Genomic DNA, 14,612 nt, shown 5'->3' with positions numbered 1-14,612 from the left:
CGCCTCGATCCCGTCGACCTCGACGAGCCCGTTCTTCAGCAGCCGCGACATCGTCGAGTAGACCTGGCCGTAGTGCAGCGGCCGGTCGTGACCGAACTTGTCGTCGAAGGCCCGCTTGAGGTCGTAACCGTGGCGGGGCCCGGCTTCCAGGATCCCTAGAAGGGTGTGACCGATGGACATGAGGAGCACAGTACACACGGTGTATACCCGGTGTGTATACGCGGAGTGTGCAGTGCGTGGCGTGGTGTACGACCGTGCAGGTGGAGGCCGATTGTCACGGTTCTGCTACACGCCACCGTCGTCGCTCGGTGGCCGCCCCCGCCGGGGCAGGGGACCGGTGCCGCCCGGCAGGCGCCCGGCCTCCTTGAGGGCCTTGCGCAACAGGAACTCGATCTGCGCGTTCGCCGAGCGCAGATCGTCCCCGGCCCACCGGGCCAGTGCCTCGTACACCAGCGGGTCCAGCCGCAGCAGCACCTGCTTGCGCTGCTGCGGCCGCCGCTGAGGGCCCGTGCCCTCGGAAGGTGCCGTCACTGGTAGAGCGTCCCGGTGTTCAGTACGGGCTGCGGCGCCCGGTCCCCGCACAACACCACCATCAGGTTGGACACCATCGCGGCCTTCCTCTCCTCGTCCAGTTCCACGATGTCCTGCTCGGCGATGCGGGCCAGCGCGGCCTCGACCATGCCGACCGCCCCGTCCACGATCTGCCGACGGGCCGCGACCACCGCTCCGGCCTGCTGGCGCTGGAGCATCGCCGAGGCGATCTCCGGGGCGTACGCGAGGTGGGTGAAGCGGGACTCGATGATCTGTACCCCGGCGGCCTCCACGCGCGCGTGCAGTTCGACGGCGAGCTTCTCGGTGATCTCCTCGGCGTTGCCGCGCAGCGAGAGCCCGCCCTCGTCATGGGCGTCGTAGGGGTACTCGATGGCGATGTGCCGTACGGCCGCTTCGGTCTGGGTGGAGACGAACTCCAGGAAGTCGTCCACCTCGAAGGTGGCCTGCGCGGTGTCCTCGACCTTCCACACCACGACCGCGGCGAGCTCGATCGGGTTGCCGTAGGCGTCGTTGACCTTCAGGACGGCGGTTTCGTGGTTGCGGACGCGGGTGGAGATCTTCGTGCGCGAGGTGAGCGGGTTCACCCAGCGCAGCCCGTCCTCGCGGATCGTCCCCCGGTAGCGCCCGAAGAGCTGCACCACCCGGGCCTCGCCCGGCGCCACGGTGTTGAGGCCGCACATGGCTATGAAGGCGGCGAGGGCGACCAGGATGCCGAGGATGATCAGCACCGCCTTGGCGCCGGTCGCGGTCACCGCCGTGGCGGTGACGATCATCCCCGCCCCGGCCGCCAGTCCGAGCAGGCCCAGGAGCAGGGCGAGTCCGCCGCCGATGCTGTGCGCGGTGAACTCCCGCACGCGCGGGGCGGGCATCTCGGGTGCGTCGGGCGCGTCGGATGGGTGAGTCGACATGGTGTCCCCCGTTTCGTTCACTAGCTTGGCTCTATCTAAGTGATATCACATTAACGGCTGGAGCAACCCTCCGTCGTCCTCAGCCGTCGGTTCCTCTGGGTGGGGTGCTGATTGTCACGCCCGCAAAACACATGATCGACGGACCTTTGTCACATCTCCTGGTGTTAGCTTTCTGAGCTGACCTGACGGGCGAACCTGTGTGACACATGAGCACACATGAACGAATCGGAGCAGAGCGGACTCATGGGACGAGCGGAAGAGAGAAGAGCGCGACAGCGCGGTGGCCGCCGCGCGGCGCCCAAGAACCGCCGCTCGTCGCGGGCCGCGGGCGCGGAGCAGAGCACCACGAGGAGCGCCGAGAGCGGCACGACGAGGAGCGCCGAGAGCGGCACCTCGAGACGCGCCGGCAGGGGCGCGGCGAAGAACGCCGGGCAGAAGGGCCGAATACGGCGGCTGTTCACCTGGAAGAAGGTCCTCGGCACGTTCCTCGGTGTCTGCCTGCTCGGCATCGGCGGCTTCATCGTCCTGTACCTGACGACACCGATCCCCCCGGCGAACGCCCAGGCAAAGCTCCAGAGCAACGTCTACAAGTACAGCGACGGCGCGCTCCTGACCCGCGACGGCGACGTCAACCGTGAGGTCGTCGACCTCGCAGAGATCCCCAAGCCCGTCCAGCGCACCTTCGTCGCCGCCGAGAACAAGACCTTCTACAAGGACCACGGCGTCGACTTCAGGGGCACCGCCCGCGGCCTGCTCAACACCGTCTCCGGCAAGGGCGCCCAGGGTGGTTCGACCATCACCCAGCAGTACGTCAAGAACTACTACCTGACGCAGGAACAAACCGTCACGCGCAAGCTGAAGGAACTGGTCATCTCGCTGAAGCTGGACCAGGAGAAGTCCAAGGACTACATCCTCGCCGGCTACATCAACACCAGCTACTACGGCCGCGGCGCCTACGGCATCCAGGCCGCCGCCCAGGCCTACTACGGCGTCGACGCCGACCGGCTCTCCGTCCAGCAGGGCGCCTACCTCGCCGCGCTGCTCCAGGCCCCCAGCCAGTACGACTGGCAGGCCGCCGGCCCGGTCGGCAAGCGGCTGGTCACCGAGCGCTGGAACTACGTCCTGAACAACATGGTCGAGCAGGGCTGGCTCGACAAGACCGAGCGCCAGTCCATGAAGTTCCCGAAGCCCAAGGAGCCCAAGCCCTCGCCCGGCATGAAGGGCCAGATCGGCTACCTGGTGAACGCGGCCAACAACACCCTGGAGAAGCAGCTCATCGACCAGGGCGTCGCCGAGAACACCAAGCAGGCCGAGGCCCTGGTCAACGCCGGCGGCTGGACGATCACGCTCAACATCGACAAGAAGAAGCAGGCGGCGCTGGAGGAGTCCGTCAAGCAGCAGCTCACCAGCAAGCTCGACCCCAAGAAGCGCAAGGTGGACGGGAACGTCCAGCCCGGCGCCGTTTCGGTCGACCCGAAGACGGGCGCGGTCGTGGCGATGTACGGCGGCCAGGACTACCTGAAGCACTACACGAACAACGCCACCCGCCGGGACTACCAGCCCGCGTCCACCTTCAAGCCGGTGATCCTCGCCGCGGCCTTCGACGAGGACGCCAAGACGCAGGACGGCGACCCGATCACGGCGAACACCATCTACGACGGCACCAGCAAGCGGCCCGTCGAGGGCAGCGACATCGGCTTCGCCCCGGAGAACGAGGACGACCAGGACTACGGCCCCGTCACCGTGCAGACGGCGATGAACAAGTCCGTCAACTCCGTCTTCGCGCAGCTGGGCGTCGACGTCGGCATGGACAACGTGCTCAAGGTCGCCAAGGACCTCGGCATGGACACCGACGGCCTGAAGGCGGTGCCGGCGCAGACCCTCGGCACCATGGGCGCGAGCCCTCTGGAGATGGCCGGCGTCTACGCGACCCTCGACAACCACGGCAGGAAGGTCACCCCGGCCCTCATCAAGTCGGTCGAGAGCAGCACCCACACGCTCACCCAGCCCAAACCGATCGGGGAGCAGGTCATCAGCCGGGAGGCCGCGGACTCGGTCACCTCGGTGCTCACGGGCGTGGTCGACGACGGTACGGCCAAGCTGTCGGTCCGCGACAATCCCGAGCGCGACGGCCAGAAGGTCGCCGGCAAGACCGGTACGTCCGACAACAACAAGTCGGCGTGGTTCACGGGCTTCACCCCGACCCTGGTCACCTCCGTCGGCCTCTTCGGCGAGAACGCCAAGCCCCCGCACGCCCAGGTCACCCTGACCGGCGCCACCGGCCTCATCACGCCGCCCCCCGGTCGCATCAACGGTGGCGGCTACCCGGCCGAGATCTGGGCGCAGTACACCTTCGGCGTCCAGACCAAGGTCACCAAGTTCGACCTGGAGACCAAGCAGGGCGCGGCGGTCCAGCAGCCGTCCAAGTCGCCGAGCCCGTCGGCGTCGCCCAGTCCGTCCGAGACGCCCTCGTCGACTCCGTCGTCGCCGTCCCCCTCGCCGTCCCGGTCCTCCTCGTCCCCGTCCCCGTCCCAGTCGTCACCGAAGCCGTCCCTGTCCCCGCCGGTGTCCCCTCCGGCAAGCCCCTCCCCGCCCACCCCGTCGGGCCCGGAGGACCCTCTGGACCCACAGGACAGAGAGCAACAGTGACCTCAAGGACATGAGAAAGGGCGCCCGGTGACATCACCGGGCGCCCTTGGCGTTGCTCATCCTCTGTTGAGCTCGAACCACACGACCTTCCCCGTACTCAGCCGAGTGGCCCCCCACCGCCTGGCCAACCGATTCACCAGATACAGCCCACGCCCACCCTCGTCGGTGGCCCGAGCCTGCCTGAGCCGCGGCAACTGCGGCACGTCGTCGCCGACCTCGCACCGCAGCACATCCGTCCGCAGCAACCGCAGCGTGATCGGCCGCGAGGCGTACCGCACCGCGTTGGTCACGACCTCACTGACCAGCAACTCGACCGAGTCACTCATCTCCTCGAGCCCCCACCGCGACAACGCCCGCCGCGCCAACCGCCGGGCACGGCCGGGTGCCATCTCCTCCGGCTCCAGGAACCAGTACGCCACATCACTCGGCGCGATCCCGTCGAACCGCGCGGCCAGCAGCGCGATGTCGTCGTCCCGGTCACCGGGACCGAGCATGTCGAGCACCTCGTCGCACAGGGCCTCCAGGGGCGGCGGATGGTCCGGCCCGGTCAGCTGCGCGGTCGCGGCGAGCTTCTCGCGCAGCTGCTCTATGCCGGTCCACACGTCGCGCAGCCGCGACTCCACGAGCCCGTCCGTGTACAGCAGCAGCGTCGCTCCGGCGGGCGCGTCCAGTTCCACCGCCTCGAAGTCGACACCGCCCACCCCGATCGGCGCGCCCGGCGGCACCCGCAGCACCTCGGCCCGGCCGCCCAGGTGCAGCAGGACGGGCGGGGGATGGCCGGCGTTGGCGATGGTGATGCGGTGCGAGACGGGGTCGTAGACGGCGTAGAGGCAGGTGGCCATGCGGTCGGTGCCCAGGCGCTGGGCCTGCTCGTCGAGGTGGTGCAGCACCTCCTGCGGCGGCAGGTCGAGCCCGGCGAGGGTCTGCGCGGTGGTGCGCAGCTGGCCCATGATCGCGGCGGAGGTCATGGAGTGGCCCATGACGTCGCCGACCACCAGAGCCACCCGGCTGCCCGGCAACGGGATCGCGTCGTACCAGTCACCGCCCACGCGCGCGGTCTCGGCGGCCGGCAGATAACGGGACGCCAGCCGTACGCCCGTCGGCCGGGGCAGGGTCTCCGGCAGCATGGTGCGCTGGAGCTCGTCGGCGATGTACGCCTCACGGCCGTACAGCACCGCCTTGTCGATGCCGAGCGCGCTGTGCGTGGCGAGCTGGGCGGCGACCAGCAGATCGTCCGCCTCGAAGGCCATGCGCTCCGGACGGCGCAAAAAGACCGCGGCACCGATGACCCGGCGTCGGCCGCGCAGCGGCGCGAGGATCGCGCGCTGGCCTTCGGGTACGACGAAGTCCCGGCTGTCGCCCAGGAGTTCGGGCAGGGCGTCAACGGCGCCCGGGGAGTCGGCGAAGACCGGGCGCACCCCGCGCAGCACCTCGGCGAGCGCCCCGCCGTTGCGCACCTCGCACAGTTCGGCGGTGACGGCCGACAGGTCGGACGGCTCCGGCTGCGGTGCGGGCAGCGCGAAGCCGAGTTCGGTGTCCCGTTCGGCCGGGATGCGGTCGGTGCGGCGCAGCCGCAGCAGGAGGGGGCCCGTCGGCCGTTCGTCGCCGACCGGCAGCGGGTCGCGCAGATAGACGAGGATCGCGTCGGAGAAGGTGGGCACGGTGGCCCGGCACAGCCCCATCACGATCTCGTCCAGGTCGATGCCACGGGCGATGCGCCGGGTCGCGGCCCCGACGAAGCGCAGCCGGTCCCCATCCCGGCGCATCGGCGTGGGCCCACCGAGCGGCAGCCCCTGCCCGGTGCGCCGCTCCAGCCCGTCCAGCCCGTCCGGACTGACCTGGCCGATCTGCCTCTCCTGGCTGTTCAGTCCGTCCCGTCCGTCCTGGCCGGTCTGTCCGTCCTGGTCGTTCTGTTCCGCGGGGTCCTGGCGCGGCTCCCCGCCCGGGAGCGCCTGCTCGGCGCCGTCCGGCTGGCCCGGGATGCTCTCGGGAGCGGGGCGCGGCCGGTGGGTGTCGGTCTCGGCGACGGCCGCGGGCTGGGAGTGCTCGGTGCCGGTTCCGGTGCCGGACGGGTCCGCCTCCGCGTCCTTGCCGCACGGCGTCGTCGTACCGGAGGGCTCACCGGCACGGGTCTGTACGCCCTGTGCGCCCTGCGCGCTCTGTGGTGGTAATGCGGATGCGCCGGGCGTTCGCGCCGGCGTGGAGGTGTGCAGGAGCGCCCCGCGGGGGTCCGTGGGGTCGACGCCCGCCTCGGGGCGTTCGTAGGAGATGGGGTGCTCCGTCACGCGTGTCGAATCCATCCGTCCGGGGCTGCGCGCCGTGCGTGCAGGTGGTCCCGCAGAAATCCCGATACCCGGAATACATGCCCCAGGAACGGAATTCCCACGTGGTCAGAGGTTGTTCCCGTGCCACCGGTGAACCGGGCGCAGCCCGTACCGGTGTTGCCCTCGTACCCGTCGCTCACGTCCTGCCGCCCCTCGGTGACATCAGGTCAGACTCGGCGCTCGCTCCGGGAGTTACCGCTGTGCGCCCTTGCGGAGGACGATCCTACGTTTGTTGCCCCGGGGCGCATCAAGGGTCTCATGAGGACACATGCGCGGGCGTACGGTCCCAGTCCTCCGGAAGCAACGGTACGTCCCAGGACGGATCCGGGCGCCAGTGCTGCCAGCCTTCCGAGAACGGCGGCCCCCAGGCACGGATCACCTCGACCGCCGCCCGACCCGCCTCCCGCACCCGCTCGGCGAGCTCGTCGTCCACCAGCCCGTCCCGCTGGGCCTGCGCGAACTCGTCCTCGTCGCGCCAGTGCCAGGAACGGTCCGGGTGCACGGAGATGTCCAGGAAATGGTCCTCGGAGTCGACCCCGCCCGACCAACGGGTGAGCGGTTCCTCGAGGTTCACGTACCAGTTCTTGAACTGCCAGCCCGGCTCCCAGAACAGCCACACCGACCACGGCTCGCCCGGCCGCGCCAGCTTCAGCACACCGGTGCCGAACCACCGGTCGCGCTGCACCGTGCGCGGCTTGGTGTACCGCGACTCCAGCGGTTCGAGGTGCACGGACGTGCCGTCGGCGAGCACGGGCTTGACACACTCCGTCCCCGGCGCCAGCCACACGGCGAGCAGTTCGTCGTCGTCACGGACGACGGTCACGGGACGCGCGATGTGGAACGCCGCACCGGCGTTCTCCCGGTAGCGCCACAGGATCTGACTCCCGGGCACCCAGTGGCCCGCAGGAACCGCTTCCACTCGTCTCACCGTTCCGCCGTCTGCCATGCACAGATCTTAGGTGCCATGGCCATATGACGCTGCGGTGCGTGTCACGGTTCACGCCGGGGCGTGCGGAGTGCGCGAATCGTCACGGGTGCGTCATCCGCAGGACATCCAACGCCTCGTCGAGCTGTTCCGGCGTGAGGTCGCCGCGCTCGACGTACCCGCTCTCCTGGACCACCTGACGGATCGTCTTCTGCTCGGCGAGCGCCTTCTTGGCGACCTTCGCGGCCTCCTCGTACCCGATGTACTTGTTGAGCGGGGTGACGACGGACGGCGACGACTCGGCGTACTCGCGGGCCCGCTCGCGGTTGGCGGTGACGCCGGCGACGGTGCGGTCGGCCAGCAGCCGGGAGACGTTGGCGAGCAGCCGGATCGACTCCAGCACGTTCTTGGCGATCACCGGGAGCATGACGTTGAGCTCGAAGTTGCCGGCGGCTCCGGCGGTGGCCACGGTCGCGTCGTTGCCGACGACCTGCGCGCACACCATGAGCACGGCCTCGGGGATGACGGGGTTGACCTTGCCCGGCATGATCGAGGATCCCGGCTGGAGGTCGGGGAGGTTGATCTCGGCGAGGCCGGTGCGGGGGCCCGAGGACATCCAGCGCAGGTCGTTGGCGACCTTCGTCAGGCCGACCGCGATCGTCCGCAGCTGCCCGCTGGTCTCCACGATGCCGTCCCGGGCGCCCTGCGCCTCGAAATGGTTGCGCGCCTCGGTGAGCGGCAGGCCCGTGGTGCGGGCGACCTCCTCGATGACGGCGGCGGAGAAGCCGGGGGGCGTGTTGATGCCCGTACCGACCGCCGTACCGCCCAGGGGCAGCTCGGCGAGCCGGGGGAGGGACGCCTGGAGCCGCTCGATGCCGTGGCGCACCTGGGCCGCGTAGCCGCCGAACTCCTGACCCAGGGTCACCGGGGTGGCGTCCATGAGGTGGGTGCGCCCGGACTTCACCACGTCGGCGAACTCCGCGGCCTTGCGCTCCAGGGCATTGGCCAGCCGGTCCAACGCCGGGACGAGGTCGCGCTCGACGGCGGCGGTGGCGGCGATGTGGATCGACGACGGGAAGACGTCGTTGGAGGACTGCGAGGCGTTCACGTGGTCGTTGGGGTGCACGCCCCGGCCCAGCCGCTCGCTCGCCAGCGTCGCGAGGACCTCGTTGGTGTTCATGTTCGACGAGGTCCCCGACCCCGTCTGGAACACGTCCACGGGGAAGTGCTCGTCCCACTTCCCCTCGGCCACCTCGGCGGCCGCGTCCTGGATCGCCTCGGCCACGTCCTTGTCGAGCACGCCGAGCCGCGCGTTCACCTTCGCGGCGGCGGCCTTGATCCGGGCCAGGGCCTCGATGTGGGCCCGCTCGAGACGCTGCCCCGACACGGGGAAGTTCTCGACGGCGCGCTGCGTCTGCGCCCGCCACTTGGCGTGCGCGGGGACGCGGACCTCGCCCATGGAGTCGTGCTCGATGCGGTACTCGGCCGCCTTGTCCTGCTCGTCGGTCATCGACGATCACCTCCACGTCTCACAGCACTCGCGATGCGATCACTGTTCCCCGCGGAGGCGAATCGTCACGGGACGGGGACCACGGGATGCGACTAGGCGAGTCCGGGGCCCCGTACCGGGATCGACGTGAACGTCGGGGCCGGTGCCGGGTCCTTGAAGAAGTCGTTGCCCTTGTCGTCGACGACGATGAACGCCGGGAAGTCCTCGACCTCGATCTTCCAGACGGCCTCCATGCCGAGCTCCTCGTACTCGACGACCTCGACCTTCTTGATGCAGTCCTGGGCGAGGCGGGCCGCCGGGCCGCCGATGGAACCGAGGTAGAAACCGCCGTGCGTGCCACAGGCGTCCGTGACCTGCTGCGAGCGGTTGCCCTTGGCCAGCATCACCTTGGAGCCGCCCGCCGCCTGGAACTGCTCGACGTAGGAGTCCATGCGGCCGGCCGTCGTCGGACCGAACGAGCCCGACGCGTAGCCCTCGGGGGTCTTGGCCGGACCGGCGTAGTACACCGGGTGGTCCTTCAGGTACTGCGGCATCTCCTCGCCCGCGTCGAGGCGCTCCTTGATCTTGGCGTGCGCGATGTCACGGGCCACGACCAGCGGACCGGTCAGCGACAGACGGGTCTTCACCGGGTACTTGGTCAGCTCGGCGAGGATGTCGTCCATCGGCTGGTTCAGGTCGATCTTCACGACGTCGCCGGCCTCGTCGAGGTGCTCGTCGGTGGTCTCCGGCAGGAAACGCGCCGGGTCCGTCTCCAGCTGCTCCAGGAAGACGCCCTCGGCGGTGATCTTCGCGACGGCCTGGCGGTCGGCGGAGCAGGAGACGGCGATCGCGACCGGGCAGGACGCGCCGTGGCGGGGGAGGCGTACGACCCGCACGTCGTGGCAGAAGTACTTGCCGCCGAACTGCGCGCCGATCCCGATCTTCTGCGTCAGCTCGAAGACCTTCTCCTCCAGCTCCTTGTCCCGGAAGCCGTGCCCGAGCGGCGAACCCTCGGCCGGGATCTCGTCCAGGTAGTGCGCGGAGGCGTACTTCGCGGTCTTCAGCGCGTACTCGGCGCTCGTACCGCCGACGACGATCGCCAGGTGGTACGGCGGGCAGGCGGCCGTACCGAGCGAACGGATCTTCTCCTCAAGGAACTTCATCATGGAGGCCTCGTTCAGGACGGCCTTCGTCTCCTGGTAGAGGAACGACTTGTTGGCGGAGCCGCCGCCCTTCGCCATGAACAGGAACTTGTACGCGCCGCCGTCGGTGGCGTACAGCTCGATCTGCGCCGGGAGGTTGGAGCCGGTGTTCTTCTCCTCCCACATGGTGAGCGGAGCCATCTGGGAGTACCGCAGGTTGAGGTTCAGGTAGGCGTCGTAGATGCCGTGGCTGAGGGCTTCCTCGTCGCCGCCCTCGGTCAGCACGTTCTGGCCGCGCTTGCCCATCACGATCGCCGTGCCGGTGTCCTGGCACATCGGGAGCACGCCCGCGGCCGCGATGTTCGCGTTCTTCAGCAGGTCCAGCGCGACGAACTTGTCGTTGCCGGACGCCTCCGGGTCGTCGATGATCCGCCGCAGCTGGGCCAGGTGGGCCGGCCGCAGGTAGTGCTGGATGTCGTGGATGGCCTCGGCGGCGAGCTTGCGCAGCGCCTCCGGCTCCACCTTGAGGAAGGTCCGCCCGTCGGCCTCGAAGGTGGAGACACCCTCGGAGGTCACCAGCCGGTAGGGGGTGGTGTCCTCTCCCATGGGGAGCAGATCGGTGTACGCGAACTCAGGCATCTCAGCCCATTCCTCACTCGGCAGACGGTGCCCGCCTCCGTTGGCGGGCGCCCACCAGCGTAGAACCTGCGCGGGGCGGCGAGCTTGTGAGGTTGTCCTCAGTAGGACGGCGCGAGGGGTAGTCGCGATCTATCGCGTTTCGGTACGCTGCCGGCGTGGACCTTCAGAAGCAAGCCCAGCAGCAGGACACGGCGGTGCGCCCCTCGGAGCTGCGCGCGTCGGACGCCGACCGTGACCGCATCGCCGACATCCTGCGGGACGCCCTCGCCGAGGGCCGGCTGAACGCGGAGGAGCACGCCGAGCGCGTCGAGGGTGTACTGGCCGCCAAGACGGTCGGTGAGCTGGAGGGGTTCATACGGGACCTGCCCGCCGCCCACCGGACGCCTCCGGCCTCCGCCACCGCACCCCACCGCCCCTCGGCCGGTGCGATACCGGTCGACCCGGACGACAGCGTGGTGGCCGTCTTCAGCAGCGCGACGCGCAAGGGCCGCTGGCGCGCGGGCCGCCGTATCCACGCGTACGCGATCTTCGGCAGCGTCGAGATCGACCTCAGTGAGGCGCTCTTCGAGTACCAGCAGGTCGTGATCAAGGCGATCTCGGTCTTCGGCAACGTCGAGGTGCGCGTACCGGAGAACGTGTCACTGCGCGGCACCGGCGGCGGTGTCCTGGGCAACTTCGAGGTCGACACGCTCGACGCGAGCGAGCCGGACGCCCCGGTCGTCTATCTCGAGGGCTGGGCCGTGCTGGGCAACATCGAGGGCAGGCCGAAGCGGGGCAGGCTCGTCGCGGACATCCTCGACAAGGTCCATCGCAAGGTCGACAGGAGTGTGCACAAGCACCTGGGCCGGTGACGCTCCGCGGTTGGGAACTCAGTGCATAGGCGCGCGCACAGCGGGTAGGGCTTGCTGCATCGTCTCTCGCTCGCGAAGCCGTCGTCAGGAGTAGACCGTGCTGCAACCGCCGCATTCGTCCCTGCAGGTAGCCGCTGTTCCGGCCCAGCGGGTGCCAGCGCGAGAAAGGGACCAGGACGCACCCTGGCACACCGAGGCGGTGTGCCGGCGCGACGAGGCCGGCCTCTTCTTCGCCCCCTCCAAGGAGCCCACCGCCGCCCGCCTCTCCCGCGAGGAGGCCGCCAAGCGGGTCTGTGCCCGGTGTCCGGTGATGGTCGAGTGTCGCGAGCACGCCCTGCTCCAGCCCGAGCCCTACGGCGTCTGGGGCGGCCTCACCGCCGCCGAACGCCGAGTCGTCCTCGCCCGCCGCCGACGCCGCGACCTCGAACTGAAGAAGACGGCGAGGTCGGCGGATCGCATAGCCGCAGCGGGTTAGCCGCACACGCCAGAAGGGGCGCCCCCTCCGCACCGGGGGCGCCCCATCTTTGGGTTCTTCTGTGGCGGACGGGGCGGGAGCGTACCCAGGGGCGCGGGGAACTGCGCGAACAGCCCCCACTACCCGCAGTCGCCCACGACCCGAGCCGCGCATCCTCCTGCGAGGACTACTTCGCCCGATCGAAATCAATCGCGCTGTACGCCCGCAGCTTGCTGAGCCGGTGCTCGGAATCGATCCTCCGCACCGTCCCCGAACGCGACCGCATCACGATCGAGTCGGTGGTCGCCGTCTCCGACCGATACCGCACCCCCCGCAGCAGCTCGCCGTCGGTGATCCCGGTAGCCACGAAGAACACGTTCTCCCCGGTCACCAGGTCCTCCGTGGTCAGCACGCGCCCCAGATCGTGCCCCGCGTCGATCGCCCGCTGCCGCTCCTCGTCGTCCTTGGGCCACAGCTTGCCCTGGATCGTCCCGCCGAGGCACTTCACGGCGCAGGCGGAGATGATGCCCTCCGGCGTGCCGCCGATGCCCAGCAGCAGGTCGACGCCGGTGCCCTCGCGCAGCGCGAGGATGGCCCCGGCGACATCACCGTCGGAGATGAGCTTGATGCGCGCGCCGGTCTCCCGGATCTCGTCGATGATGCCCGCGTGCCGGGGCCGGTCGAGGATGACGACGGTGACGTCCTCGGGCGTGGCCCGCTTGGCCTTGGCGACCCTGCGGATGTTCACGGACACCGGCGCGTCGATGTCGACGAAGTCGGCCGCGTCGGGGCCCGTGACCAGCTTGTCCATGTAGAAGACGGCGGACGGGTCGAACATGGAGCCGCGCTCGGCGGCGGCCAGCACGGCGATGGCGTTGGTCATGCCCTTGGCGGTCAGCGTGGTGCCGTCGATGGGGTCGACGGCGATGTCGCACTCGGGCCCGGTGCCGTCACCGACCTGCTCCCCGTTGAAGAGCATCGGGGCCTCGTCCTTCTCGCCCTCCCCGATGACGACGACACCGTTCATGGAGACGGTGGAGACGAGGGTGCGCATGGCACGTACGGCGGCGCCGTCGGCGCCGTTCTTGTCACCGCGTCCGACCCAGCGCCCCGCGGCCATGGCGGCGGCCTCGGTCACCCGGACCAGTTCCAGGGCGAGGTTGCGGTCGGGAGCCTCGGAGGGGACATCGAGCTCGGAAGGCAGAGAATGATGCTCGGTCATCGGAGCGCACCTTTCTGATACGACGACGGCCGGATGAGGGTGTTGTGCCCGACTCTATCTCCAGGCCGACAAAATGAGCAGGGGACCCCACGGATGAGCGGACCGGGCGCCTGCGACGATAGGGGGCGTGGCAGGTTCGAACGGCAAGCAGAAAACGGTCCGGGACATGGTCCTCTCCCTGGGCCTGATCCTGGTCGCGGGCTGGGTGATGTACCTCTTCATCCCGCACGACGATCGCCCTCCCGAGAACAAGCGGGTGGACTACCGCGTCGAGCTCCTCTCGGCGCGACGCGCGGCGTCGTACCCGGTGGCCGCACCGGAGGGCCTGCCCGCCGAGTGGAAGGCGACCTCCGTCCGTTTCAGGGGCGACGAGTTCGACGCCTGGCATCTCGGCTTCCAGGCCCCCGACGGTGAGTACGTGGCGATCGAGCAGTCCGCTCAGAAGCGCTCGACGTTCATCGACGAGGCGAGCCAGGGCGCGCGAGCGACGAAGACCACCGAGGAGATCGGCGGCCGGACCTGGACCCGCTACACCGGCGGCCGCTACGACGCCCTCGTCCTCGAGGGCACCAAGGGCTCGACGACGGTGGTGGCGGGCACGGGGTCGTTCGCGCAGCTGTCGGAGATGGCCAAGGCACTGAAGACGGTGTGACGTCACGCCGACGAGGAAGGCCCCCGGCTCGGACGAGCCGGGGGCCTTCCTCGTCAGGCTGTGCCGTACCTCAGACCGTCGTGACGACGTCCTCGTACGCCAGGCGCGGGGAGCGCGGGTAGGAGGCGTTCTCGCCCGGCTTGCCGATGTTGACGACGACCAGCGGGGTGTGGTCGTCGTCCAGGAACTCCTTGCGGACGCCCTCGGCGTCGAAGCCGGTCATCGGGCCGGCGGCCAGGCCGGCGGCGCGGACGCCGACGATGAAGTACGCGGCCTGGAGGGCGGCGTTCAGCGCGGCGGAGCCCTCACGGGCGCCGCGCTCGGCGAAGAAGGCGTCCTTGGCCTGCGGGAAGGCCGGGAAGAGGGTCGGCAGCTCCTCGTGGAACTCGTTGTCCGCGGAGAGGATCGCGACCAGCGGGGCGGAGGCCGTCTTGGGCTGGTTGCCCTCGGCCATGTGCTGCACCAGGCGCTCGCGGGCTTCGGACGAGCGGACCAGGGTGATGCGCAGCGGCGTCTGGTTGAAGGCGGTGGGGCCGTACTTGACCAGGTCGTAGATCGCCTGCACCTGCTCGTCGGTCACCGGCTCGTCGGTGAAGGTGTTGGCGGTGCGGGCCTCACGGAAAAGCAGGTCCTGGGCAGTGGGGTCAAGCACGAGAGACATGAGGTGGACTTCCTGTTGGTGCGCGTCCGGATCCGGGGCGCCGGACCGGCTGACATCACCGACCGTACGACAAAGGAAGTTCAACCTTCAACAATTCTCGGGGCGTGGTGACCCACTTCACAGGTGTCCAGTACACGCAGCCGG

The 14,612-nt window shown here is 69.7% G+C and carries 13 protein-coding genes; 4 read left to right on the top strand and 9 right to left on the bottom strand.

Features of this window, described 5'->3' with window-relative positions; genetic code table 11:
* The 3 genes from IG99_RS28415 to IG99_RS28405 form a co-directional block, all read right to left on the bottom strand.
* A partial coding sequence (locus IG99_RS28415) for a PadR family transcriptional regulator (protein ID WP_199815612.1) occupies window positions 1-180 on the bottom strand: 180 nt, incomplete at its 3' end.
* A 105-nt stretch (window positions 181-285) separates the two neighbouring features.
* The gene (locus IG99_RS28410) at window positions 286-582 is read right to left on the bottom strand and encodes a type II toxin-antitoxin system antitoxin (RefSeq protein WP_107056042.1); all 297 of its coding nucleotides are present in this window, start codon (window positions 580-582) and stop codon (window positions 286-288) included.
* Window positions 528-1,460, bottom strand: coding sequence for an SPFH domain-containing protein (locus tag IG99_RS28405; RefSeq protein ID WP_037678589.1), 933 nt, complete (start codon window positions 1,458-1,460; stop codon window positions 528-530). The genes IG99_RS28410 and IG99_RS28405 overlap by 55 nt, the downstream gene beginning before the upstream one ends.
* Window positions 1,461-1,703: 243 nt before the next feature.
* Here IG99_RS28405 and IG99_RS28400 point away from each other — a divergent pair, with 243 nt between their 5' ends.
* Window positions 1,704-4,109, top strand: coding sequence for a transglycosylase domain-containing protein (locus IG99_RS28400; protein WP_037678632.1), 2,406 nt, complete (start codon window positions 1,704-1,706; stop codon window positions 4,107-4,109).
* Window positions 4,110-4,165: 56 nt separating this feature from the next.
* Here IG99_RS28400 and IG99_RS28395 read toward each other — a convergent pair whose 3' ends face one another.
* From IG99_RS28395 to IG99_RS28380, 4 genes are all read right to left on the bottom strand, one after another.
* Window positions 4,166-6,409: a SpoIIE family protein phosphatase gene (locus tag IG99_RS28395; RefSeq protein ID WP_037678587.1), complete on the bottom strand. Its 2,244-nt coding sequence runs from the start codon at window positions 6,407-6,409 to the stop codon at window positions 4,166-4,168.
* Window positions 6,410-6,689: 280 nt separating this feature from the next.
* Complete coding sequence (gene fomD / locus IG99_RS28390) at window positions 6,690-7,379, bottom strand: cytidylyl-2-hydroxypropylphosphonate hydrolase (RefSeq protein WP_078947945.1); 690 nt, start codon at window positions 7,377-7,379, stop codon at window positions 6,690-6,692.
* An 82-nt stretch (window positions 7,380-7,461) separates the two neighbouring features.
* Entirely contained in the window at window positions 7,462-8,868 is a 1,407-nt protein-coding gene (locus IG99_RS28385) for a class II fumarate hydratase (protein ID WP_037678584.1), read from the bottom strand.
* A 92-nt stretch (window positions 8,869-8,960) separates the two neighbouring features.
* On the bottom strand, window positions 8,961-10,628 hold the full coding sequence (locus IG99_RS28380) for a fumarate hydratase (RefSeq protein ID WP_037678583.1): 1,668 nt from the start codon (window positions 10,626-10,628) through the stop codon (window positions 8,961-8,963).
* A gap of 155 nt (window positions 10,629-10,783) precedes the next feature.
* Between IG99_RS28380 and IG99_RS28375 the strand changes: the two genes are divergently transcribed.
* Both IG99_RS28375 and IG99_RS28370 read left to right on the top strand, forming a co-directional pair.
* Complete coding sequence (locus IG99_RS28375) at window positions 10,784-11,479, top strand: DUF1707 SHOCT-like domain-containing protein (RefSeq protein ID WP_037678582.1); 696 nt, start codon at window positions 10,784-10,786, stop codon at window positions 11,477-11,479.
* A gap of 97 nt (window positions 11,480-11,576) precedes the next feature.
* A complete protein-coding gene (locus IG99_RS28370; protein ID WP_078947944.1) occupies window positions 11,577-11,954 on the top strand; it encodes a WhiB family transcriptional regulator in 378 nt (125 codons plus the stop codon).
* A 166-nt stretch (window positions 11,955-12,120) separates the two neighbouring features.
* On the opposite strand, the gene glpX is transcribed toward IG99_RS28370, so the two are convergent.
* The gene (gene glpX, locus IG99_RS28365; RefSeq protein ID WP_037678580.1) at window positions 12,121-13,155 is read right to left on the bottom strand and encodes a class II fructose-bisphosphatase; all 1,035 of its coding nucleotides are present in this window, start codon (window positions 13,153-13,155) and stop codon (window positions 12,121-12,123) included.
* Between the two features lie 127 nt (window positions 13,156-13,282).
* On the opposite strand from glpX, the gene IG99_RS28360 reads away from it, so the two are divergent.
* Entirely contained in the window at window positions 13,283-13,807 is a 525-nt protein-coding gene (locus tag IG99_RS28360) for a DUF4245 domain-containing protein (protein ID WP_037678578.1), read from the top strand.
* Window positions 13,808-13,877: 70 nt separating this feature from the next.
* Here the strand turns inward: IG99_RS28360 and IG99_RS28355 are convergent, their stop codons facing one another.
* On the bottom strand, window positions 13,878-14,468 hold the full coding sequence (locus tag IG99_RS28355; RefSeq protein WP_037678576.1) for a malonic semialdehyde reductase: 591 nt from the start codon (window positions 14,466-14,468) through the stop codon (window positions 13,878-13,880).
* Window positions 14,469-14,612: the final 144 nt, after the last annotated feature.

The organism is Streptomyces griseus subsp. griseus, from assembly GCF_000720255.1.
Classification (GTDB): Bacteria; Actinomycetota; Actinomycetes; order Streptomycetales; family Streptomycetaceae; genus Streptomyces; species Streptomyces griseus_I.
This window is presented reverse-complemented; position numbering and strand designations above follow the sequence as displayed.